The organism is Xylanibacter brevis ATCC 19188, assembly GCF_000621725.1.
Taxonomy (GTDB): Bacteria; Bacteroidota; Bacteroidia; order Bacteroidales; family Bacteroidaceae; genus Prevotella; species Prevotella brevis.
In genome coordinates, this window is record NZ_KK211333.1 from 135,019 (window position 1) to 157,920 (window position 22,902).

General features: G+C 46.8%; 21 protein-coding genes. 17 read left to right on the plus strand and 4 right to left on the minus strand.

Annotation, left to right across the window (positions count from 1 at the left end):
• Positions 1-361: 361 nt before the first annotated feature.
• Complete coding sequence (locus T433_RS15570; protein WP_052357158.1) at positions 362-4,663, minus strand: translocation/assembly module TamB domain-containing protein; 4,302 nt, start codon at positions 4,661-4,663, stop codon at positions 362-364.
• Between the two features lie 288 nt (positions 4,664-4,951).
• Between T433_RS15570 and T433_RS0113245 the strand changes: the two genes are divergently transcribed.
• The 15 genes from T433_RS0113245 to T433_RS16340 all read left to right on the plus strand — a co-directional run bounded on the left by T433_RS0113245 (position 4,952) and on the right by T433_RS16340 (position 17,087).
• Positions 4,952-6,316, plus strand: coding sequence for a Na(+)-translocating NADH-quinone reductase subunit A (locus tag T433_RS0113245; protein ID WP_027456132.1), 1,365 nt, complete (start codon positions 4,952-4,954; stop codon positions 6,314-6,316).
• Between the two features lie 6 nt (positions 6,317-6,322).
• Positions 6,323-7,465: an NADH:ubiquinone reductase (Na(+)-transporting) subunit B gene (locus tag T433_RS0113250; protein WP_027449711.1), complete on the plus strand. Its 1,143-nt coding sequence runs from the start codon at positions 6,323-6,325 to the stop codon at positions 7,463-7,465.
• A gap of 2 nt (positions 7,466-7,467) precedes the next feature.
• Entirely contained in the window at positions 7,468-8,076 is a 609-nt protein-coding gene (locus T433_RS0113255) for an FMN-binding protein (protein WP_027449712.1), read from the plus strand.
• A 4-nt stretch (positions 8,077-8,080) separates the two neighbouring features.
• Complete coding sequence (locus T433_RS0113260) at positions 8,081-8,689, plus strand: NADH:ubiquinone reductase (Na(+)-transporting) subunit D (RefSeq protein WP_027449713.1); 609 nt, start codon at positions 8,081-8,083, stop codon at positions 8,687-8,689.
• 3 nt (positions 8,690-8,692) lie between these two features.
• Positions 8,693-9,316, plus strand: coding sequence for an NADH:ubiquinone reductase (Na(+)-transporting) subunit E (nqrE, locus tag T433_RS0113265; RefSeq protein ID WP_027449714.1), 624 nt, complete (start codon positions 8,693-8,695; stop codon positions 9,314-9,316).
• 12 nt (positions 9,317-9,328) lie between these two features.
• Positions 9,329-10,591, plus strand: coding sequence for an NADH:ubiquinone reductase (Na(+)-transporting) subunit F (gene nqrF, locus T433_RS0113270; protein WP_027449715.1), 1,263 nt, complete (start codon positions 9,329-9,331; stop codon positions 10,589-10,591).
• A 149-nt stretch (positions 10,592-10,740) separates the two neighbouring features.
• Positions 10,741-11,235: a Fur family transcriptional regulator gene (locus T433_RS0113275; protein WP_027449716.1), complete on the plus strand. Its 495-nt coding sequence runs from the start codon at positions 10,741-10,743 to the stop codon at positions 11,233-11,235.
• Positions 11,236-11,254: 19 nt separating this feature from the next.
• On the plus strand, positions 11,255-12,532 hold the full coding sequence (locus tag T433_RS0113280; protein WP_027449717.1) for an adenylosuccinate synthase: 1,278 nt from the start codon (positions 11,255-11,257) through the stop codon (positions 12,530-12,532).
• Complete coding sequence (gene hisS / locus T433_RS0113285) at positions 12,522-13,886, plus strand: histidine--tRNA ligase (RefSeq protein ID WP_027456133.1); 1,365 nt, start codon at positions 12,522-12,524, stop codon at positions 13,884-13,886. The genes T433_RS0113280 and hisS overlap by 11 nt, the downstream gene beginning before the upstream one ends.
• A gap of 13 nt (positions 13,887-13,899) precedes the next feature.
• Positions 13,900-14,757: a type I methionyl aminopeptidase gene (map, locus tag T433_RS0113290; protein WP_027456134.1), complete on the plus strand. Its 858-nt coding sequence runs from the start codon at positions 13,900-13,902 to the stop codon at positions 14,755-14,757.
• Complete coding sequence (tsaD, locus tag T433_RS0113295) at positions 14,757-15,788, plus strand: tRNA (adenosine(37)-N6)-threonylcarbamoyltransferase complex transferase subunit TsaD (protein ID WP_027456135.1); 1,032 nt, start codon at positions 14,757-14,759, stop codon at positions 15,786-15,788. Before map ends, tsaD begins: the two co-directional genes overlap by 1 nt.
• A 33-nt stretch (positions 15,789-15,821) precedes the next feature.
• Positions 15,822-16,337 (plus strand): CinA family protein, encoded by a 516-nt coding sequence (locus T433_RS0113300; RefSeq protein ID WP_027449721.1) that lies wholly within the window; start codon positions 15,822-15,824, stop codon positions 16,335-16,337.
• Between the two features lie 117 nt (positions 16,338-16,454).
• On the plus strand, positions 16,455-16,718 hold the full coding sequence (rpmB, locus tag T433_RS0113305) for a 50S ribosomal protein L28 (RefSeq protein ID WP_027449722.1): 264 nt from the start codon (positions 16,455-16,457) through the stop codon (positions 16,716-16,718).
• 6 nt (positions 16,719-16,724) lie between these two features.
• Positions 16,725-16,916 carry a 50S ribosomal protein L33 gene (gene rpmG / locus T433_RS0113310; protein WP_027449723.1) on the plus strand — a complete coding sequence of 64 codons (192 nt, stop codon included), beginning with the start codon at positions 16,725-16,727 and terminating at the stop codon, positions 16,914-16,916.
• Between the two features lie 12 nt (positions 16,917-16,928).
• Positions 16,929-17,087 (plus strand): DUF4295 domain-containing protein, encoded by a 159-nt coding sequence (locus T433_RS16340; protein WP_081778508.1) that lies wholly within the window; start codon positions 16,929-16,931, stop codon positions 17,085-17,087.
• 156 nt (positions 17,088-17,243) lie between these two features.
• Here the strand turns inward: T433_RS16340 and T433_RS0113320 are convergent, their stop codons facing one another.
• From T433_RS0113320 to T433_RS0113330, 3 genes are all read right to left on the minus strand, one after another.
• Complete coding sequence (locus tag T433_RS0113320; RefSeq protein WP_027456136.1) at positions 17,244-18,383, minus strand: glycosyltransferase family protein; 1,140 nt, start codon at positions 18,381-18,383, stop codon at positions 17,244-17,246.
• A 71-nt stretch (positions 18,384-18,454) separates the two neighbouring features.
• Positions 18,455-19,444: a glycosyltransferase family 2 protein gene (locus T433_RS0113325; RefSeq protein WP_027456137.1), complete on the minus strand. Its 990-nt coding sequence runs from the start codon at positions 19,442-19,444 to the stop codon at positions 18,455-18,457.
• A complete protein-coding gene (locus T433_RS0113330; protein ID WP_027449726.1) occupies positions 19,399-20,301 on the minus strand; it encodes a glycosyltransferase family 2 protein in 903 nt (300 codons plus the stop codon). Before T433_RS0113330 ends, T433_RS0113325 begins: the two co-directional genes overlap by 46 nt.
• 83 nt (positions 20,302-20,384) lie before the next feature.
• Here T433_RS0113330 and T433_RS0113335 point away from each other — a divergent pair, with 83 nt between their 5' ends.
• Both T433_RS0113335 and T433_RS0113340 read left to right on the plus strand, forming a co-directional pair.
• Positions 20,385-21,884, plus strand: coding sequence for an MATE family efflux transporter (locus tag T433_RS0113335; RefSeq protein WP_027456138.1), 1,500 nt, complete (start codon positions 20,385-20,387; stop codon positions 21,882-21,884).
• Positions 21,877-22,863 carry a glycosyltransferase family 2 protein gene (locus T433_RS0113340; protein ID WP_027456139.1) on the plus strand — a complete coding sequence of 329 codons (987 nt, stop codon included), beginning with the start codon at positions 21,877-21,879 and terminating at the stop codon, positions 22,861-22,863. The genes T433_RS0113335 and T433_RS0113340 overlap by 8 nt, the downstream gene beginning before the upstream one ends.
• The last annotated feature ends 39 nt before the right edge of the window (positions 22,864-22,902 follow it).

Below are 22,902 nucleotides of genomic sequence, written 5' to 3' on the forward strand. Positions count from 1 at the left end.
GATTGTGAGTCGTGAGACAGACAATCTTCTTTCGAAACCATTTGCATCGATTCTTTGAATGCAAAGGTAACAAAAGAGGAAACCTGTGAAGGTTTCCTCTTATTTCTTTTTATCAACTTTGAAATCGGGGCAGAAGCATTGGTTTCGCATGACAAAAGCGGCATGGTTAATGTTCAATACTCATTGTTTAATGAGGTAAAAGTGGAGCTATTGCGATGTTATTCGATAAGTTTTGTGTCGAATCTAGACTCTATAACGAGTGATTCTAGAGTCTAGATCTGATTATTCTAAAGTCTGGAACTAGCTATTCTAGAGTCTAGAATCACGCGTTCTAAAGTATAGGATAGGAGCAAAGGCTAAACTATTCTTTTGTTTCTTTAGTCTCTTTAGCTTTCTGTTCGTCTTGTTTTCTGGGCTTACTGATGCGGAACAGATCGCGAATACCATTAAAGTCCTTCTTCATGATGAGACCTATGCCCTGGGTGTTAAGTGAAGAACGTGTGAAATATCTATCGTTTGTTTGATTATACACCTTGAGAGCTAAGTTACCATTAGGGTACAGCAGGTAGCGCAGGCTGAAGTCGCCAATGAATGAGGGCGTTGCCTGCTTGGCATTGTCGCGGTAGCCAAACTGACCATTCACGAGTAAGCGGTTGTTGAGCATCTTACCGCTAACCAGACCTTCGTACTCGGCGTTGTTCCAACCTTCGTTGCCTGTTGAGATGTTAGCACCAAAGTTCCAGTCGTTGGAATTGACAACCTGAGACAAGAGTTGGTTAATCTGTGTAGATACCGTACCAGACAAGAAACTCTGCATCGCAAGCTGAGTTTGTCCATACTGCTGTTGTTCTGCATTATTAGCTCCTTGTGTATAGAAACGGCCTATACCTAATAGATAAAGTACTTGCTGATTCATTTCTTGTTCGCTGGTAATCACCGAACGAATCATCTGCTTTTCCTCGCTATTGACATTAGGTATGTCTAAGTCGAAGTCAATGCGCGGAGAACCGGCTGTTCCGGTGATGTTCATCAGACAGTTGACCCTTACGGTATTAGAGAAGGAGTTACCGATGTTCAAATCGGAAAGTGAAACGCCATTCACGGTGTATAGTGCCTGGAGGTTCAGGTTGGCTTCGAAAGGATCTCCTCTGAAACTAATAGTTCCGTTGGGCTGGAAGTTGAATGTTTTCTTGATGATGTTTTGTATGGTTATACCATAGGTACCTTCCTCAACACCATAGGTTCCAAACATGGTGAATGCGCCTTTGTTATAGAACTGTGCTCTCAGTATGCCATTGCCCCTAAGTGAGATGTTGTCACCAGTATTCTGGTCCATTAGAAGCTTCAGTGTGGCATCAGGTGTGGCGTTGATCAGAAAGTTGATATAAAGGTTCGATTGGTTGTTCTGGTTTGTCGAGCCCTGCTGAATCTCTACAAAGTCGTCTGTCAGGTCTTTGTTTCTCGAAGACCAAGTGATGAAGTTCTGCTGATTGATAGCATCGGGGTTTGCAGCGTTATAGCTGAAAGTAGAACCACGAGTGGGGGTCACGTTGCAATTGATAACGATTTCATCATTGTGTCCGTGCAGGTCAACTTTTCCATTCGCATAAACTGTACCGCAGATGGTGCTTCCGTCCTCATAAGTCGGGAAATCGTATGCCAGCAAGTTGTCTGCCTCAATGTCAAAATCGAATGTGAAGTTTGAGATGTGGTCGTGATGAACACCACCAGTCAGTCTTCCTACGTGATGATTGGTGTCGAAGATTTTAAAGTCCTTAAACTGAATATCGTTTTCTACTAGATGAACGGTGTCGCCCTCAATGGTATAGGTAGTGCCTAAGGCTGTTACAGAAACTTTACCATCTACGGCAACATCACCCAGTAGGTTCATTTCGCCAAACGATCCCACTACTTCAACAAAGCCATGACCTCGTCCAGAGATGTCTTTCAGAAAACTGGAGGTGAACGACTTACAGAATTCAAGACTGGTGCCTTCGGCGTTTATCTTGAGGTCGATATTGCTGTGGACAGGTGATACGTAGCCTTTGATTTTTGTTCTAGCTAGCAGGCTCTCAATGCTTACGGCGTCAATATCGATTTGCTGCTTCTGCTTGTTCCATTCTGCTTTTGCAAAGAGTGTTCCCATGCCGCCATTTTGGAAATGGAAGTCTGCTACTTCCAGATCAGCTTTTGCACCGAATTCGCCAAAGATGTTATTCGCATAGACCTTTCCAGAGGCTTTACCCGCGAAATCTACCGAATGGAAGTTGACCAAGTCAAGAATGTATTCAACGTCCATTTGATTTAGGTCCAGCGTAATGGTATCAGCAGGATTGTTTGAAGCAACACCGTCGATGTTGAGATGCTGCTCTCCATGCGATATATTAAAATGGTCGATGATCAAGTGATTGTCTGAGTACAGAATATCACATGGCTCAAGATTCCAGTCGGCTCCTCTTAGGTGCATCAATGACGGAAGCACACGTACTTGGGCTTCGGCTTTGCCTGTCTCGTTGGTGTAAAGCTGTGTAATGGTGTTGATGGTGCCATACATAGCCTGGGTGTGGTCACTGCTCCAGCGTGTGCTGTTGTCCCATGTTAAGGAATTTGTAATCAGGTTGTCGGACGCCTTGGATGTTAGCGATAATAAAGTACGGCGTCCGTTGTCCATGATTTTATTGAGTTCTAATTCGCAGAAAGCGGTATCTTTTTCTGTCGTCAGATGAATGAATCCATCCTGATATGGAGCGTCGTTATAGGTGAAAGAGGGGAACTGACCATAGATGTCTAACTCGTTGGAAAGATCATTGAGCTTGGCTTGAAGGTGCGCAGGCTTGTTAATTATTATGTGTATGCCCAATAACTTTTCAAGCCATTCGGTTTCTGTCAGATATATCTCTAGTTCAAAGTCGTTGTGGGGTTGGGACTTGGACTGAGGTAATCCGGGTAGAGTGGGGAGCTTAGATGCAATATAATTAATGAAACTCTGGGGCAAGGTCTGCCATTCAAAGTGACCTTTGAGTAAGATCTCGCCCATGTCTCCCTTAATGTTTAGGAAGTGGTTCTTGTCTTCGTTATAGCCTGATGTAATATTAAGATTCTCAATATTATAAATTCTTTTTGATAAAGAATCATTTGTGGTCATCAGAAAGTTGCTGATGTTGATATTTCCTTCTGCATTGTTGGGGTTGGTAGCCCGGAAGTTAGCGTCGATTGATGTGGAGAAAGATACGTTCCCCCACTGGTTGGATAAGTTGAGTGCTTCGGGGGCCAGTTTGGCGATAAGACCGCTAAGTCTGAAGTTGGATTTTGCTGACTTGTTCCATGCACCATTGAGGTTAACTTGTAAATTATGATCATTAATTTGAATGGCACCATCTATTTCTGTAGGACGATATGTACCATTGATGTTGATGTTGTGATAGCTATAGTTGTTGTAATCGAACCTCGATATATCAGCGTTCACTTTTGCTTGTGTAGTTGTTCCGCTGATATTGATGTTTGAAGATATAAGCCCCAGGTGATTATCGTTCAGGAGTTTTCCAAGGTTTAAACTGTCTGACTTGATAACGGATGTAATTTTTTTATCGGGCGAAATAGAACCTTTTATTGTTGCGTGACCAATGCCGGTTTGGATGGTGCCTTTAGCCTCCAAAAGACCGTTGTGTGATTGTCTAGCCTCTCCAGATATGTTGATGTCATTGAGACGCACCAATAATTCTGGAATCTCTTTGAAGTTTTCGTGCAGCTTTACGATGAGGGAATTGTCTATGCGTAGGTTGTTGATTCGTGTCTGCCACGCCAGTTTTTTAGCTTTCCAGTCTATTTGTCCGTCGCCCTCAAAGCGCAGTTCTTCAGGGATAGAGATCTTAGTGCTTTGAAGAGATACATAGTGTGAGCCACCAATGATGGTTGTCTCAAAGTCTATGGGCTCGTTGAATGGCTTTAACTTCTTGTCAATACTTGCAAGGTCAGACAGCGTGATATGCGAATGACTGAACGCACCTTGCATGTTCTTCATGTTTCCACCTTCGTAATTGATGGTCCATTGGGGGGCCAGAATGTTGGTGTTAGGCAGTTCTAAACGGAAATTACGAATAGTAGCTTGGTGATCGTTGGCTTCGTATAATGACGAGATGCGACTTACAACCAGTCCTGACTGCTCGTTGAACGTCAGTCGTTTCAGGTTGACGTTGATAGAGTCCTTCGACAGACTCTTCAACATGACGTGTGCGCTCACATCATTAATATATAGATGGTTTAAGTTTAGTTGCCCAGGTGTTACTGGCTTGTCATATCGGTCGTATTTGATGCTTGAACGCCTTACTATCAAAGATTTGATTATAAGGTCGAGTTTTGACGAAGAATTATCATCTTTAGAAGATAGAGAGTCGATGACAAACTGATAGTTGGGAACTGTCAAAGAGTCCTTCTGGTACAATACTGCGTTTGCATTGAAAAGTTGAGCGGAAGAGATCTGCAGTTTTCCTTCCATCAATGATAGCGGGTTGAACTTCACGGATAAGCGTCCTGCCTTTAGCATCTCGGTATTCTGCTGATCTTTCACCACCACGTCATCGATGATGATACGTGTGAAAAAGCCTAGGTCAACTCGTCCTATAGATACCTCTGTGCCAATCTTTTGACCTAAAAAAGAAGCCATTCTCCTTCCAATGCCATCCTGAATTACTGGCATCTGAATGAGAACTAAAAGAGACATATAGAGCGCCACGATGCTCCATATTGTCCAGTTGGTTATATGTTTAAGCCGCTTCAAACTGATAAACCGAGATAGCAAAAGTTTTGCTTTCGTCTTTTTTCAGTTGCAAAATTACGACAAAAAGTTTTTATTCCCACATTTTTCGGTGAATATTTGTTCCCTATATTACTAATTTTTATTAATTTTGCACCGCTAAAAGAATAGACTTTAATTAATTCTCATTGATTATATATGGCAAATGTTATTAAGCTACGCAAAGGCTTAGACATTCATCTTCAGGGGAAAGCGAAGGAAACGAAACTGGACCTCAAATCGAACGGCAAGTATGCTTTGGTACCCGGCGATTTTGAGGGAGTTACGCCCAAAGTGATTGTCCGTGAAGGTGACGTTGTCAAGGCCGGGGATGCCTTGTTTGTAAACAAGCTCTATCCCGAAGTTCGTTTTGCCTCTCCAGTCAGTGGTAAAGTTACCGCAGTGGAACGTGGCGAACGTCGCAAGGTGCTCTGTGTGAAAGTAGAGGCCGATGCTCAACAACAGTATGTGGATTTTGGTAAGAAGGACGTGTCAAAGATGGACGGCAAGGCCGTTGTTGACGCTCTGCTCGAAGCTGGTATCTTTGGATACATCAATCAGCTTCCTTATGCCATCTCCACCAATCCCTCGGTGATGCCGAAGGCTATCTTTGTTTCTGCACTTCGTGACAAGCCCTTAGCTGGCAGTTTTGATTTCGAAGTGAAAGGTCAGGAGCAAGATTTCGTAACTGGTTTGCAGGCATTGTCTAAGATTGCTAAGACTTATTTGGGTCTTGGTGTTCAGCCCGACCTTCAGTCTAAGTTGCAGCAGATGAACGTTGAAAAGGACGTCGAGGTAACTGTGTTTGACGGCAAATGCCCTGCAGGTAACGTAGGCGTTCAGGTTAATCACCTTAATCCAGTAAACAAAGGTGAGATCGTTTGGACTATTGGTGATCCTACAGTAGTTCTCTTTATTGGTCGTCTTTTCAATACTGGCAAGGTTGATCTTACTCGTACTGTTGCTCTTTGTGGTAGCGAAGTGACCAACCCCTGCTATGTTGATATGAAGGTGGGAGAGGAGTTGTCAACGTTGCTCAGCAACAGTTATGACAATTCTCATTCTGTTCGTGTAATCAATGGTAACGTGCTGACGGGTCGCCAGACTTCAAAAGATGGCTTCCTCGGAGCTCATACTTCAGAGATTACTGTTATCCCCGAGGGTGACGACAACGATGAGATGCTGGGATGGATTATGCCCCGCTTTAATCAGTTCTCTGTAAACCGCAGCTATTTCTCTTGGCTGTTTGGTAAGAAAGAGTATGCTTTGGATGCCCGTGTTAAGGGTGGCGAGCGTCACATGATTATGAGTGGAGAGTATGACAAAGTGCTGCCTATGGATATCTATGGCGAATACCTGATCAAGGCGATCATTGCTGGCGACATCGACAAGATGGAGCAGTTGGGTATCTACGAGGTTGCTCCCGAGGACTTTGCGCTTGCTGAGTTTGTTGACTCTTCAAAACTTGAACTTCAGCGCATCGTTCGTGAAGGTTTGAATAATTTACGTAAAGAAAACGCATAATAGACGATGAAAGCAATAAGAAATTACTTAAATAAGATTAAGCCGAACTTCGAAGAGGGCGGCAAGCTGCACGCTTTCCGTAGTCTGTTCGATGGTTTCGAGACCTTCCTCTATGTGCCTAACACCACATCGACGAAAGGTGTACACATCCACGATGCCATCGACTCGAAGCGTATTATGAGTATGGTGGTTATCGCTCTGATGCCTGCTATGCTGTTCGGTATGTATAATGTGGGATATCAGAATGCCATTGCCTCAGGTTTGGATGCTTCCTTCATGGATATGTTCATCTTTGGCTTCCTGGCTGTTCTTCCCAAAATCCTCGTTTCTTACATCGTAGGTCTGGGTATCGAGTTTGCCTGGGCACAGTGGAAGGGCGAGGAGATCCAGGAAGGCTTCCTTGTAAGTGGTATCCTGATTCCTCTGATTGTTCCTGTAAACTTGCCTCTTTGGATGCTGGCTATCGCCGTTGCTTTTGCCGTTGTTATTGGTAAGGAGATCTTCGGTGGTACAGGTATGAACATCTTTAACCCCGCATTAATGGCACGTGCCTTCCTGTTCTTTGCCTATCCTCAGAAAATGACAGGTGATCAGGCTTGGATTGCTAATAGTCCTATCTTTGGTTTTGGTGGTCAGGTGCCCGACGGATTCTCTGGAGCTACACCTCTTTCACACCTGGATAGCTATGCCTTCAATATGGATGCTGTAACAGGTTTGATTCCTGGTTCAATTGGTGAGACTAGCGTTATTGCTATTGCCATTGGTGCAGTTATTCTTCTCTACACAGGCATCGCTTCTTGGAAGACCATGTTCAGCGTCTTCGCTGGTGGTATTCTGGCAGGTTTGCTGTTCGAGAGCCTTGAAATGACTCCAATTCATTGGTACGAGCACATCGTCCTGGGCGGTTTCTGTTTCGGTGCTGTGTTCATGGCGACCGATCCTGTTACCTCATGTCGCACGGAGTGTGGTAAGTGGATCTATGGCTTCCTCATTGGTGTTGTTGCCATTGTGGTTCGTGTCATGAATCCTGGTTTCCCCGAGGGCATGATGTTGGCTATCCTGCTGATGAATATGTTTGCTCCTACGATTGACTACTTCGTGGTTGACCGCAATATTACGAAACGTTTGAAGAGAGGAGGTAATAAATGAAACTGAATACAAATTCCAATACGTACATTATTGTATATAGTACGGTGCTTGTACTGATTGTGGCTTTCCTCTTGGCCTTCGTGTCGCAGAGCTTGAAGCCTCAGCAGGACAAGAATGTGGCTCTCGATCAGGAGAAGCAGATTCTGAATTCACTGAACCTTCGTGGTCTTTCAGACGACGAAGCACATGCTACCTATGAGAAGATTGTGACCTTCGACGAGGCGCAGAATGTATATGTCTGCACTTTGGAGAATGGTGATGTGAAGTATGTTCTTCCTTTGAAGGGACAGGGCATGTGGGGTGGCATCAGTGCATTCCTGTCAGTAGATAGTGATAAGAACACCATCTATGGAGCCTATTTCAATCATGAAAGTGAGACAGCTGGTCTTGGTGCTGAAATCAAGGATAACCCTGATTGGCAGGCTAAGTTCCATGGCAAGAAGATTTTTGCCGATGAGAGCAAAGAGACACTTGCATTGTCTGTCGAGAAAAACGTGAACAACGAGACAACGGTTGATGCTGTTACAGGTGCTACCGTGACCTCTACTGCTGTGAGCAAGATGCTGCAGGAGCAGTTGACTAAGAAGTACTTGGACTTTTTAAAGAACTAAGACTATGGCACTATTAAGTAAGCAAAACAAAGAGGCTTTCACTAATCCGTTGAACCTCGATCATCCCATATTGGTGCAGGTACTGGGTATCTGTTCTGCACTTGCTGTAACCAGCCAGCTGAAGCCGGCTATCGTGATGGGTCTAGCTGTGACTGTTATTACAGCCTTCTCTAATGTGATTATCTCAATTATTCGTAACACCATTCCTAACCGTATCCGTATTGTGGTACAGTTGGTTGTTGTTGCAGCGCTGGTAACCATTGTTTCTCAGGTGCTCAAAGCCTACGTTTATGACGTAAGTGTACAGCTCTCAGTATATGTTGGTTTGATTATTACCAACTGTATTCTGATGGGTCGTCTTGAGGCTTTCGCTATGCAGAACAAGCCATGGCCTTCGTTCCTCGATGGTGTGGGTAATGGTATCGGCTATGCTATGATTTTGGTTGTCGTGGGAGCTTTCCGTGAGTTCTTCGGACGTGGCTCATTGCTGGGCTTCCAGATCATTGACTGTAAGGACTTTAACAATGGTATGATGACAATGCCTGCCATGGCTCTGATTTTGGTGGGATGCGTCATCTGGATACATCGTGCATATTTTTATAAGGAGAAGTAATTTATGGAACACGCAATATCATTATTCTTTAGGTCGATCTTTGTCGACAATATGATTTTCGCATTCTTCTTGGGGATGTGCTCGTTCCTTGCCGTTTCGAAGAATGTTAAGACATCGCTCGGATTGGGTATGGCAGTTACTTTTGTGCTGCTGGTCACTGTCCCAGTTGATTATCTGCTCCAGACCAAGGTGCTTAGTGAAAACGGCATCTTCGGCATGGACCTCTCTTATCTGTCGTTCATCCTCTTTATCGCTGTTATCGCAGGTATCGTGCAGTTGGTAGAGATGGTGGTTGAGAAATACTCACCATCACTTTATGCAGCCTTGGGTATCTTCTTGCCCCTGATTGCTGTGAACTGTGCCATCATGGGTGCATCACTCTTCATGCAGCAGCGCATCCTGCTCGACCCCTCAGAGACTAAGGCCATCACCAGCGTTGTTGACGCTTTGGTTTACGCTTTTGGTTCAGGTATCGGTTGGACAATAGCTATCGTGGCTATGGGTGCTATTCGTGAGAAGATGCAGTACAGCGATGTTCCCAAGCCTTTGCAGGGACTCGGAATTACGTTTATCACCGTTGGCTTGATGGCTATGGCTATGATGTGCTTCAGCGGACTTAAAATTTAAGAGGAGGACAGTATGTTTATTTTAAATAGCATTATCGTGTTTCTGGTGACGATCATTGCCATCGTCATCATCCTGCTCGTTGCGAAGAAATATCTGTCTCCCTCGGGCAATGTGAATATTGAGATCAATGGCGAGCGCACTATCAATGTGCCTCAGGGTAACAACCTGATGGCTACACTCAATCAGAATGGCATCTTCCTGCCTTCTGCCTGTGGTGGTAAGGCATCATGCGGCCAGTGTAAGGTACAGGTTCTTGAGGGCGGTGGCGAGATTCTCGACTCAGAGAAGCCTCACTTCACCCGTAAGGAGATCAAGGATCACTGGCGTCTGGGATGTCAGTGCAAGGTGAAGGGCGACCTGAAGATTCATGTAGATGAGTCAATTCTGGGTGTTAAAGAGTACGAGTGTACTGTTATCTCTAACAAGAACGTGGCTACCTTCATCAAGGAGTTCAAAGTGCAGCTGCCTGCAGGTGCTCACATGGACTTCCTGCCTGGTTCTTATGCTCAGATTAAGATTCCTGCATTCGACTGCATCGACTATGATAAGGACATCGACAAGAGCCTGATTGGTGATGAGTATCTGCCTGCTTGGGAGAAGTTCGGTTTGTTCCCACTCAAGTGTAAAAACCCTGAACCTACTATCCGTGCTTACTCAATGGCAAACTATCCTGCCGAGGGCGATGTGTTCATGTTGACAGTTCGTATTGCCACACCTCCTTTCAAGGCCGATCGTTCAGGCTTTATGGAGGTTAACCCTGGTATCGCTTCGTCTTATATCTTCTCACTGAAACCCGGTGACAAGGTTATCATGAGTGGTCCTTTCGGTGACTTCCATCCACACTTCGACTCGAAGAAGGAGATGATTTGGGTAGGTGGTGGTGCCGGTATGGCTCCTCTGCGCGCTCAGATTATGCACATGACCAAAACGCTTCACACCACCGATCGCGAGATGCACTACTTCTATGGTGCACGTGCGCTGAATGAGGTGTTCTATCTCGAGGACTTCCTCGGATTGGAGAAGGAGTATCCCAACTTCCACTTCCACTTGGCTTTGGACCGTCCAGACCCCGCAGCCGATGCTGCTGGCGTAAAGTACACTCCAGGTTTTGTTCACAACGTGATGTTCGAGACCTATCTGAAGGACCACGAGGCTCCCGAGGATATCGAGTACTACATGTGCGGTCCTGGTCCTATGTCAAAGGCCGTTGTCGGCATGCTCGACTCTCTGGGTGTAGATCCCGAGAGCATCATGTATGATAACTTCGGTGGTTAATGTTTGAAATAGCGTAACTATTATCAAATAAAAGGGCAACTTTACGACTGGTAAAGTTGCCCTTTTCCGTTCTAGTTCAGTAATTTTTGTTTTTTTCAACTTTTAGATTTTTCTATTCACTCCTTTTTTATTAACTTTGCAAGCGGTTTATGAAAGCAACAGAGAAGAAGGACAGTGTGCGATTGGCTGTAGAGCGCATACTGACTAGTTATTTGGAGATGAATAATCATCGCAAGACGCCAGAACGCTTTGCGATATTAGAGGCTGTTTACAGTTTCAAGGGCCACTTCACACTCGAGGAACTTGGCCAAAAGTTGAACGATGTTTATAAGTTTCCAGTTAGCCGTGCAACCCTCTACAACACCATCAATCTCTTTTTGGAATTGCGACTCGTGGTACGTCACAGTTTTCAGGGCGCTACAAAATATGAAGCCTGTTATGCCGATGATAGCCATTGTCACCAGGTATGTACCGTTTGTGGAAAGGTGACCGAAGTCCGCGCTCCCGAGATATCAATGGCCATTGATCAGATGAAGCTAAAGCGATTCCATAAAGATGGATTTACGCTATATATTTATGGCATCTGTTCTACTTGTCAGGCTGCTCTGACCAGAAAACGTAATAGTATGAATGTTAAACATTAAAATTAAACGATAGATTTCGATGAACACAGGTAAGGTAGATGTCCTGCTGGGTTTGCAGTGGGGCGATGAAGGTAAAGGAAAGGTAGTTGATGTGCTGACTCCCAAGTATGATGTGGTGGCCCGCTTCCAGGGTGGTCCTAACGCTGGTCATACCCTTGAATTCAATGGTGAGAAGTATGTGCTACGCTCTATTCCTTCAGGTATTTTCCAGGGTGGCAAAGTGAATATTATTGGTAATGGTGTCGTTTTGGCTCCAGACCTTTTTATGGACGAGGCTAAAGCCCTCGAGGCAAGTGGACATCCACTTCGTCAGCGCCTTCATATTTCAAAGAAGGCCCATTTGATCATGCCAACCCATCGTGTTCTTGATGCTGCCTACGAGGCACAAAAGGGAAAAAATAAGGTAGGTACCACTGGTAAGGGTATCGGTCCTACCTATACGGATAAAGTTAGCCGCACAGGTCTTCGCGTAGGCGATATCTTGGAGAACTTCGAGGAGAAGTATGCCGCTGCAAAGGCTCGTCATGAGGCTATCCTGAAGTCGCTCAACTTTGAGTATGACATTACTGAGGTTGAGAAGAAGTGGATGGAGGGCGTTGAATATCTTCGTCAGTTCCCCATCGTTGATTCAGAACACGAGCTTAATAAGTTGCTTGCCGATGGTAAGAGCGTACTTTGTGAGGGTGCTCAGGGCACGATGCTCGATGTGGACTTCGGTTCTTATCCCTTCGTGACTTCTTCAAACACTATTTGTGCTGGTGCCTGCACCGGCCTCGGTATCGGTCCTAACAAGATTGGTGAGGTATTTGGCATCATGAAGGCCTACTGCACACGTGTTGGTGCTGGTCCTTTCCCCACTGAGCTCTTTGACGAGACAGGCAAGAAGATTCGTGACCTCGGCCATGAGTATGGAGCAGTAACAGGCCGTGAGCGTCGCTGCGGTTGGATAGACCTTGTGGCACTGCGCTATTCTATCATGGTCAATGGCGTTACTCAGCTCATCATGATGAAGAGCGACGTGCTCGATGGCTTCGATACCATCAAGGCTTGCACCGCCTATAAAGTGAACGGACAGTTGACACGCGATTTCCCCTATAATATTGAAGAGGGCATTGAGCCTGTATATCAGGAGATGCCAGGATGGAAGACCGACATGACTCGTTTCACCAGCGAGAGTCAGTTCCCTAAAGAATTCAATGACTATATCGACTTCCTCGAGAAACAACTGGAGACACCAATCACCATTATCAGCATTGGTCCAGATCGTGAACAAACTATCATAAGAAATGGCAAATAAACCAAGCATACCCAAAGGAACACGCGACTTCGGCCCTGTAGAAATGGCCAAGCGCAATTATATCTTCAATACAATCCGTAGTGTCTATGAACTCTACGGATTTCAACAGATTGAAACCCCTGCACAGGAGACCCTTCAGACGTTGATGGGCAAGTATGGCGAAGAGGGTGATAAACTGCTTTTCAAGATTCTGAACAGTGGCGATTATCTGTCAAAGATCGACGATGCCGAACTGCAAGAGCGCAACACGTTGCGTCTGGCATCAAAGATTTGCGAAAAGGGCCTGCGCTATGACTTGACAGTGCCCTTCGCACGCTATGTGGTGATGCACCGTGAAGAACTGCAGTTGCCTTTCAAACGCTATCAGATGCAGCCTGTATGGCGCGCCGATCGTCCTCAGAAAGGTCGCTATCGCGAGTTCTATCAGTTTGATGGCGATGTGGTTGGCTCAGACTCACTCTTAAACGAGGTTGAGCTGATGCAGATAGAGGACGAGGTATTTACACGCCTGGGCGTACGCGTACAGATTAAGATTAATAACCGTAAGATTCTGACGGGTATTGCCGAGGTTATTGGAGCTGCCGATAAGATCGTTGACATTACCGTTGCTATTGATAAGCTCGATAAGATTGGCGTCGATGGTGTTAATGCCGAACTGCGCCAGGATGGTCTGACTGAGGAGCAAATCGCTAAAATTCAGCCTATTATTGCTCTCGAGGGAACTAACGAAGAGAAACTTAATGTAATCGCCGAGGTACTGAAAGAGAGTGAGGTAGGGCAGAAGGGTATTGAGGAAACCAAGTTTATTCTTGGCACCCTGAACACCCTTGGCACCCTGCGCAATGAGATTCAGCTTGACCTGACTTTGGCTCGCGGATTGAGCTATTACACAGGTGCAATCTTTGAAGTAAAAGCACTCGATACACCCATGGGCAGTATCTCTGGTGGTGGACGTTACGATAACCTCACCGGTATCTTTGGTATGCCAGGTCTCTCGGGTGTCGGTATCTCTTTCGGTGTGGACCGCATCTACGATGTGCTCAATGCTCTCGACCTTTATCCAAAAGATTCGCTTCAGACCTCTCGTCTGCTTTTCATCAACTTTGGTGAACGCGAGACGGCCTATTGTCTGCCTATCATCTCAAAGGTTCGTGCCCGTGGCATCCGTACCGAGCTCTATCCCGATGCTGCAAAGATGAAGAAGCAGATGTCGTATGCCAATGCCAAGCAGATACCATTTGTTGCTCTGGCTGGCGAAAGCGAAATCGAACAAGGTAAGGTGACTCTGAAAAATATGGAGACGGGCGAACAGTTCTGTCTTGATGTTGATGAGTTGATAAACAAGGTGTTATAATTTAATTTTCAGAATGCAGAAGAAACGCAGATGGCATTGTCTGTCGGGACAAGAACCCACGGAACTTGACAAGCAGGTTATGTATTGGGAGAACAAGGGAAAACTTGTTCCCACACGTGACTTGATTAAAACGCCAGAACAAATTGAAGGTATCAGAAAAGCAGGTGTTGTGAATACAGGTGTGCTTGATGCTGTAGCAGCAAAGATTCATGCCGGTATGAGCACGCTTGAGATTGACCAAATCTGTCGCACGTATTGCGAGGAGCATGGTGGTATTCCTGCATGTCTTAACTATGAGGGCTTCCCAATGAGCGTCTGCACCAGCATCAACGAGGTGGTTTGTCATGGTATTCCTAAAGAGGAGGATATCCTTGAGGAAGGTGACATCATCAATGTTGACTTTACCACCATTCTTGATGGCTATTATGCTGACGCATCGCGTATGTTCATCATCGGTAAGACAACCCCCGAAAAGGAACAGTTGGTGCGTGTGGCCAAAGAATGTTTGGAAATCGGTATGGAAGCAGCAAAGCCATATAGCTTTGTTGGCGACATCGGCCATGCCATTGAGAAACATTGTAAGAAGTATGGATATGGCATCGTCCGCGATCTGGCCGGTCATGGCGTAGGACTTCAGTTCCATGAAGAGCCCGATGTCAATCATTATGGACATCGCGGTACTGGCATGTTGCTCGTACCTGGCATGGTGTTCACCATCGAGCCCATGATTAATATGGGCACATGGCGCGTGTTCATCGATGCTGACGACCCATACGGATGGGAAGTCATCACAGAAGACGAGAAACCTTCTGCTCAGTGGGAGCATACGCTCGTTATGACAGAACATGGAGTTGAAATACTGACTTACTAATGGAAGAAAAAGATATTTATATATTAGGAATAGAAAGCTCCTGCGACGATACCTCTGCCGCAGTTCTGAAGAACGGCATCTTGCTGTCTAACGTGACCGCCTCTCAGGCTGTTCACGAAGCTTATGGCGGTGTGGTTCCTGAATTGGCTTCAAGAGCCCACCAGCAGAATGTGGTGCCTGTTGTAGATCAGGCCATCAAGCGTGCCGGTATTACCAAAGAGCAGCTCACAGCTATTGCCTTTACACGCGGTCCGGGTTTGATGGGCTCGCTGTTGGTAGGCGTCAGCTTTGCCAAAGGTTTCGCACGCTCGCTGGGCATTCCTCTTATAGATGTCAATCATCTCCAGGGACATGTGATGGCACACTTCATCCGCGAGGCCGACGATGACCACGCATTGCCACCATTGCCATTCCTCTGTCTGCTTGTTAGTGGCGGTAACTCTCAGATAGTAAAGGTGAATGCCTACAATGATATGGAAGTCCTGGGACAGACCATTGACGATGCCGCAGGCGAAGCGATCGACAAATGCTCGAAGGTGATGGGGCTGGGCTATCCTGGTGGACCCATCATCGACCGATTGGCGCGTCAGGGCAATCCAAAGGCCTATCAGTTCTCTGAACCGCATATCCCAGGTCTGGACTACAGTTTCTCGGGTCTAAAGACCTCTTTCCTTTACAACCTTCGTAAGTGGGTAGAGGACGATCCGGACTTTGTGGAACATCATAAGGAAGACTTGGCTGCTTCGCTCGAGTGGACCATTGTGGATATACTTATGAAGAAGTTACGCCTAGCCGTGAAACAGACTGGTATTAAGCATGTTGCGGTGGCAGGTGGCGTGAGTGCCAACAATGGACTTCGTAACGCTTTCTACGATCATGCTAAGCGTTTCGGGTGGACTGTCTATATACCTAAGTTCAGCTACACCACTGATAATGCAGCCATGATAGGTATCGTTGGACATTATAAATATTTGGACGGCGAGTTCTGTTCTATTGATGCACCAACCTTTAGTAAAGTGACTTTTAAGTGAATCAACTAACAATCAAACATAGATTTCAGTAATATGGATTTTGAAGGAAAAATCATCAGTCGCGACGTTAGTCAGTTGCTGTGGGAAATGGAGAAAACTGTAAGTACAGCCGAGAGTTGTACTGGCGGTCGTATCGCAGAAACTATCATGGGCGTTCCTGGCGCTTCTAAATATTTCAAGGGCGGTATCATCTGCTATGTTAACGAGGTTAAAGAAAATCTTCTCGGTGTTTCTCACGAACTCTTGGAAGAGAAGACAGCCGTTTGCGAAGAGGTCGCTATCGAGATGGTGAAAGGAGCTTGTCAAACGCTGAATACCGATTATGCTGTGGCAGCTACAGGTCTGGCTGGTCCTGGCGGCGGTTCTAAGGAAATCCCTGTTGGCACCATCTGGCTGGCAGTAGGAAATGCCGAAAAAACTGTTACCACAAAGATTGTCGAGGATCATGGTCGCGACATCAATATTGCCATTGCTACCAATACTGCCATGCAGATGCTTCGTGATTTTCTGACTCAGGAAAATAAAGAGGAAGAAGCTGCGGAGAGTTAAAAAACATTAATGATTAAGTGATTATTTTGCATTAATTCTCATTTTACAATAAAAATTCGTACCTTTGCACCCTGTTTGGAGTAAGTATCAAAAGTACACATTTTAAAGTAGATAGAGATGTCTAAGATTTGTCAAATCACAGGAAAGAAGGCACAGATCGGTAATAACGTGTCTCACTCAAAGCATCGCACTAAGAGAAGCTTTGATGTAAACCTGTTCAGCAAGAAGTTCTACTACGTAGAGGAGAATTGCTGGATTCAGTTGAAGATCAGCGCCGCTGGCCTTCGTATGATTAATAAAGTAGGTCTTGACGCCGCTTTGAAGCAGGCTGTTGCCAATGGCTTCGTGGATTGGAAAGACATTAAAGTAATAGGAGACTAATAGACCATGGCAAGCAAGAAAGCAAAGGGCAACCGCGTCCAGGTAGTTCTGGAGTGCACCGAGATGAAAAGCAGCGGTCTTCCTGGCACCAGCCGTTACATTACGACCAAGAATCGTAAGAATACGCCTGAGCGCATGGAGCTGATGAAGTATAACCCCATCCTGAAGAAGATGACTCTTCATAAGGAGATTAAGTAATAGTAAGACAGAATGGCAAAGAAAACCGTCGCTACCCTCCACGAAGGCTCAAAGGATGGTCGCGCTTACTCAAAGGTTATCAAGATGGTTCGCAGCCCCAAGACTGGCGCGTACATCTTCGATGAGCAGATGGTTCCCAATGAAGCCGTTAAGGACTTCTTCAAGAACTAATCTTATTTGAACGATTATTTTAATCAAATATTAAAGAGAGATGCGTTGTGAAGATGCATCTCTCTTTTTTTGTTTCTCTCTTATTTCTTTATTTTCCCCTTTTTTTCTTATCTATTTCGAGCTTGTTTATTGCTTCTCTCTCTCTAGTTCCTTCCGTTAGCGATATACTTGTTCGTATTGTTTTGCCACCTTCAGATAGTCGTGATGGCGCTTGACGTATTCTATGCTTTGCTTTTTCAGCATGGGGATGCGAGAGGGATTGAGTATGAGCTGCTCTAACTCGTTGTAAACGCTCTCGTAGGTGGGCTGTACGTTGATGATGGGGCGTAGCTCGTGCTCATTGATGATCTCGTAGTTTTCGGGTTCACCGCCGCCTATGCAGATGATGCCTTTCGACATGGCTAGTAGGGGGTTCATGGAAGGAGTGTAACTATAGAGCTGGTCTAGGATGGCATCGCTGCCGTCCATCATATGTTGGTATTCGGCAAATGGCACGCCTTCAGCTTTCATCAACTCCATCTTGTCGGGGTATTTGCGCAGAAGGTCTTCGGCAGCTTTCAGCATGATGTCTGTTCCCTTATAGGCGCTACGTCCTTTGCTGATACCGATAAACACCTTCAGTTTAGTGTGGTCTTGTTTGGTGAATGAAGTAGGTGTTGTCGACAGACTCGTTGACTCGTTCTGAACTAGAGTAGTCTGCTCGTCTGAAGGCATTTTGATGGGTAGGGGAATGTAAGTCAGTTTTTGGCTGAAATACGGCTGGTAGCAGATATGGTCATCGTAGAGGCCAGACACGATAGCGTCGCAATCTTCGGCAATTAGCTTGTTCAGTTGCTCTTTGGGCGTGCCCAACCAGTCTTGCTGGTCTTTTATCACGTGCGGTTCGGTGCGCACCTGGTCGCCAATGTTGAAGTCGCTATAGCGCATAGGTTTGTTGTATGTGCTCTCGTGCACCCAGTAGTAGTCCATGCCCATGGCACATAGCACCATTTTCTTGTTGTGCTTGCGCAGGTAGCGGTATATGGGGAAGATGCGTTCTGCCTTTAGTTCCACGAACATAGGGTTGATAAGCTGAACCACGTCGTAGTTGCGCCAAGTGGGAAGTAGTGCGTATATCTTTGCCATTAGGGCGATGCCTCCCAGTTTGCCTTCCTTTCTTGCCAGGTCGATGTCACGTGGGTAGTTTTTCCAGAAGTCACCATTTGAAGCCACTGTGACCTCGTGCCCCAATGCCCTTAGGCCTTCGGCCAGTGTGGCGTGCACATTGCTATATTCTCCAAGCAGAAGTATTCTCATTGTTCGTGGTTATTGCTGAGGTTTTCCTGGTGTAAGACGTTTGTTGTTGAGCTTCCTATGTGAAAGAATACTTATCGTTCGCGGCTCATCAAAGGTAGGGTATGTATCAAGACCGTCAGCCCTACTTCGGAGTTTGTCATTCTGCGAAACCATTTATATTTGTTGGTATAGTCGCGCTCGGGTAGGGGGAAGAGATTCTTGTTCTTTAGGTCTTCCAGGCGGTTTTCTACCTCCGTTCTGCTTTTTGTTTCAACGATGGTTTGGTAGATATAATCCATTGTCAGCTGATCTACACGCCTTGTCAGGGCTGTGCGTTCATCGGTGGGCGAATGCTGAGCCAGCTCGCGCAGATCCTCGATGACGTGTAGCTTATCATTCAGGCGTTTGGCAATAGCTTCTGGCGTTCTCTTTGTTATTGTCGAGTCCGTCCTTATGTTGTAGAAGTAAGCCTTGGCGTCTGTTATGATGATTCTTTTAGCTTTCAGTAGTAACCTGGGTGTGAAGTCTTCGTCTTCGTGTATGATTCCTTCGATAAATCTCAGGCCGCCGATAATGTCGCGTCTGCATATGTAGTTACACGCGGTTCCGTAGATGTTGCAGTTGGTCATGTAGTCGATGCCGGTTCTCTCGTCGTTGTCCTTGAACAGCGCTTGTCGCTTCTCCTTGCTAGTGAAATCGAAGACCACCATTTCTGGCTTTTTAAATCTCACCAGATCCAAGCAGTGCTCATATACCGGCGTTATCAGTCTGTCGTCGCTATCCACAAACTGCACATATTTTCCGGAAGCCATTTTCAGCCCCACGTTTCTAGCTGCACTTTGTCCCTGGTTTCTCTGTCGGATATAGATGATGTCTTCTTTCAACTCGTCCAGTTCGTCGATGACACACCTTTGCGAGCCATCATCCACGAGGATGATTTCTCGTTCGGTGGGCCTTAGCGATAAAGACAGGATGCTGTTCAGGCAGTCTTTTATCATCCAGTTTGGCACGTTGTAAGTCGGTATAATAAAACTTACTAGCGGCGTCCTAAGTTGTTGTGTATGGCTTTGTTCAGAATACATATACCTTTGATTCCAAAAATGTCTTGCATGAGGGCTTTTACTCTCTGCATGGGTGTCAGGCTGCGGTCGAAGGGCGATATATATCTGAATCTCAGCATGGGCTCTTTTCCCGTGAGTTCATAGACATCCATTTGTGTGTTCAGTATCCTCATGTAGTACGCGGGCGTGTACCAATGTTTTAATGCGGCCAAGTGTGCGTCCAGCAGCATCTCCAGTTCAGGTCCTTTGGCTGTTGCCGTGATGCCCTTTTCGTTCATGCAGTAGTGGTACAGCCCTTTCGAAGATGTTTTGACACGGTGGGCGTTCAGCAGTAGACGGCGCAATGTGTGTATATCTTCAAACACGCGTCCTACGGGGAACTTGATATTCTCAAACAGTTCTCTGCGATACAGCTTGTTCCAAGCGTAACAGTGATCGAAGACCTCTTCGTTTATCCAGTAGTCCAGCATGTTGTCGTAGGTGCGGTCTTGCAGGCTTAGATCGCTCGTTTTTTCACCGTTCACGCTTTTCTCTACGGGATATTCCAGTATGTCGCAGTCTTCCATCAGCGGCAGTAGCTGGAGGTAGGTGTTAGGCTCCAGGTAGTCGTCTGAATCCACAAACGTCAGATACTCGCCTGTAGCTCGTTTGATGCCGGCGTTGCGAGCGTCGCTCAGTCCGCCGTTTCGTTTGTGTATGACGCAGACGCGGCTGTCTCGCTCTTGCCATTGGTTGCACAACACGGGGCACGCGTCGTCAGACCCATCGTCCACGAGTATGACCTCCATGTTAGCGATGTTCTGGTTTAACACGCTCTCCACGCATTTGTCTAGCGTGGCTTCCACGCGATATACGGGTATAATGACACTTAGTTTCATATCTTATTCGGTTGACAAAAGTACAATAAAATATCGGATAATCAAAATAAAAGTTGTAATTTTGCATTTTAATAATATAATTCATGAAAGTCGAAGGCGAAGATAGCTACGCCCATGTGCTGAAATACACGGGCATTTTTGGTGGTGTGCAGGGATTGAACATCTTTATCAATTTGGTGCGCACCAAGGTGGTGGCCATGTTTCTTGGTCCATCGGGTATGGGTTTGGCTTCGCTTTTTGGCTCAGTGGTGACGTTTGTTTCTCAGACCACCAATTTTGGCATCTCTTTCAGTGCTGTGCGCCATGTGTCCGAGCTCTTTGACAAGGGCAACGAGGATCAGATACAGCATTTTGTCAAGGTGGTGCGTGCCTGGAGTTTACTCACAGCCCTTTTGGGCATGCTGGTGTGTGTGGCTGCCGGTCCTTTGCTCAGCAAGTACACCTTCTCGTGGGGCGACCACACCCTCCACTTTGTTCTCCTGTCGTTTGCCGTGGGCTTGTTGGCCATCACGGGTGGCGAGTCGGCCATTCTCAAGGGTGCCCGCCGCCTGAAGTCGCTGGCTCTGATTCAGTTGTTCAATGTTCTGTTGGCATTGATCATCACCGTGCCCATCTACTACTTCTTTGGCGAGAGTGGCATTGTGCCAGTCATCGTGCTCACCGCTTTCTCGGCTATGCTCACCACAATCTATATGTCTTACCGCCTTTATCCCCTTCGGTTGCGAGGCTGCAAGGGCATTCTTGGTGAGGGTATGGGCATGGTGCGCCTGGGAGTGGCCTATGTGCTGGCAGGTATTCTAGGCAGTGGAGCCGAGATGCTGATCCGTGCCCATCTGAATGTGGCGGGCGAGCTCGATGTGGTGGGCCTCTATAATGCAGGTTTCGTCCTCACCATCACCTATGCCGGTATGGTTTTTTCGGCTATGGAGACCGACTATTTTCCCCGTATTTCCGCGGTGATGAACGATGGTGCTGACACGATATCTGACGTGGTCAACAAGCAGATTGAGGTGTCTTTCCTGTTGGTATCGCCCATGCTGGCCGTGTTCATCTTGTTGCTGCCAGAGCTGTTGCCCCTGCTCACGCGTACCGATTTTACGCCTGCCGTCCCTATGGCCCAGGCTGCATCGTTCTCCATGTATCTGCGTGCACTCTCGCTACCCATGTCGTTCATGGTGCTGGCCAAGGGAGACTCGCTGGCCTATCTGCTCATCGAGGGCTTCGACTCTATTTTGCTGTTCTTCCTTGTGGTGTTAGGCTTTCGCTATTACGGACTGGTTGGCACAGGTCTGGCACTCGATGTGTCCTATGCCGTGGACCTCGTCATCATTTTCTTCTTCACCAGCCGCCGCTATGGCTATCGTTTCTCGTTGTCATTACTCCAGATGGTACTGGTGCAGTTGCCTTTAGGCGTGTGCATCTACCTGCTGTCCCAGCTAGACCATCCTTGGTTGGGAGTGGTGCTGAGCTATGTGTTGGCCTTTGTCAGCATCGTCTTCTCGCTCACCATTCTTCATCAGAAGACCTCGTTGTGGCTGTCGCTAAAGCAACGTTTGCAATCCAAATTCCGTCGCCATGAGTAGTAAGAAGGTCTCCGTGTTAGTGGCTGTCTATAATGCCGAGAAGTGGTTGCCGCGCTGTCTTGACTCGTTGCTGGCGCAGACCCATCGCAACGTGCAGGTGCTGTGCATCGACGATGCCTCTAGCGATGGCTCGCTGGCGCTGCTCCACCAGTATCAGCAACAGGACGATCGCATCACCGTTATTACCCTCGACAGTAACCATGGTCAGGCCTACGCCCGCAATCAGGGCTTGCTGCAGGCCGATGGCGACTATGTATGCTTTCTCGATGCCGACGACTGGTATTCGCCCGATGCTATAGCCCAGGCGGTGGACGTGTTCCAGCAGTATGATGATACCGACTGCGTGCTCTTTGATGTGGACTACGTCTATCCCAGCCATTCTGAGCTCTACGCAATGCCTCCTTTCACGTCGCTCACGGGCGAAGAGGCTTTCCGATTGAGTCTCGACTGGACCATTCATGGGGTCTATATGGTGCGCCGCGAGTTGCATCAGCGCTATCCCTACGACGACACCTGCCGCTCGTATAGCGACGACAACACCACACGCCTGCACTATCTGGCCTCGCGCCGGGTGCGCCGTTGCCAGGGTGTTTACCACTATTTGCAGCACGCCGCTTCAGTCACCCATGCCTGCGATGTGCGTCGGTTCGACTTCCTGCGGGCGGGCGAGAGTATGAAGCGCCAGTTGCAGGCCTTAGGGATGGGGACCGACGTGATGCGTCTGTGGGAGACCCAGCGCATGCTCACGCTGGTAGATCTGTGTATGTTCTACCATTGCCACTCTCGTGAGCTGCCACCAGCTGATGCGGCCTACGGACTGCAGGAGCTGAGACGCGTCAGGGCAACCATAGAGCCTTGCTTGCTCGATCCCGCTCGTACCCGTAAGTTTGGCTATCGGCTCATGCCCTCGTGGGTGCTGTTCCGCCTTCAGGAGTGGCTCTATTTCACCCTTCGTGGCTTCTTGGGGAAGAATCGCTGAGTTCTCCCACCTCTTATTTATTAATCCGAAAAAAAGAAT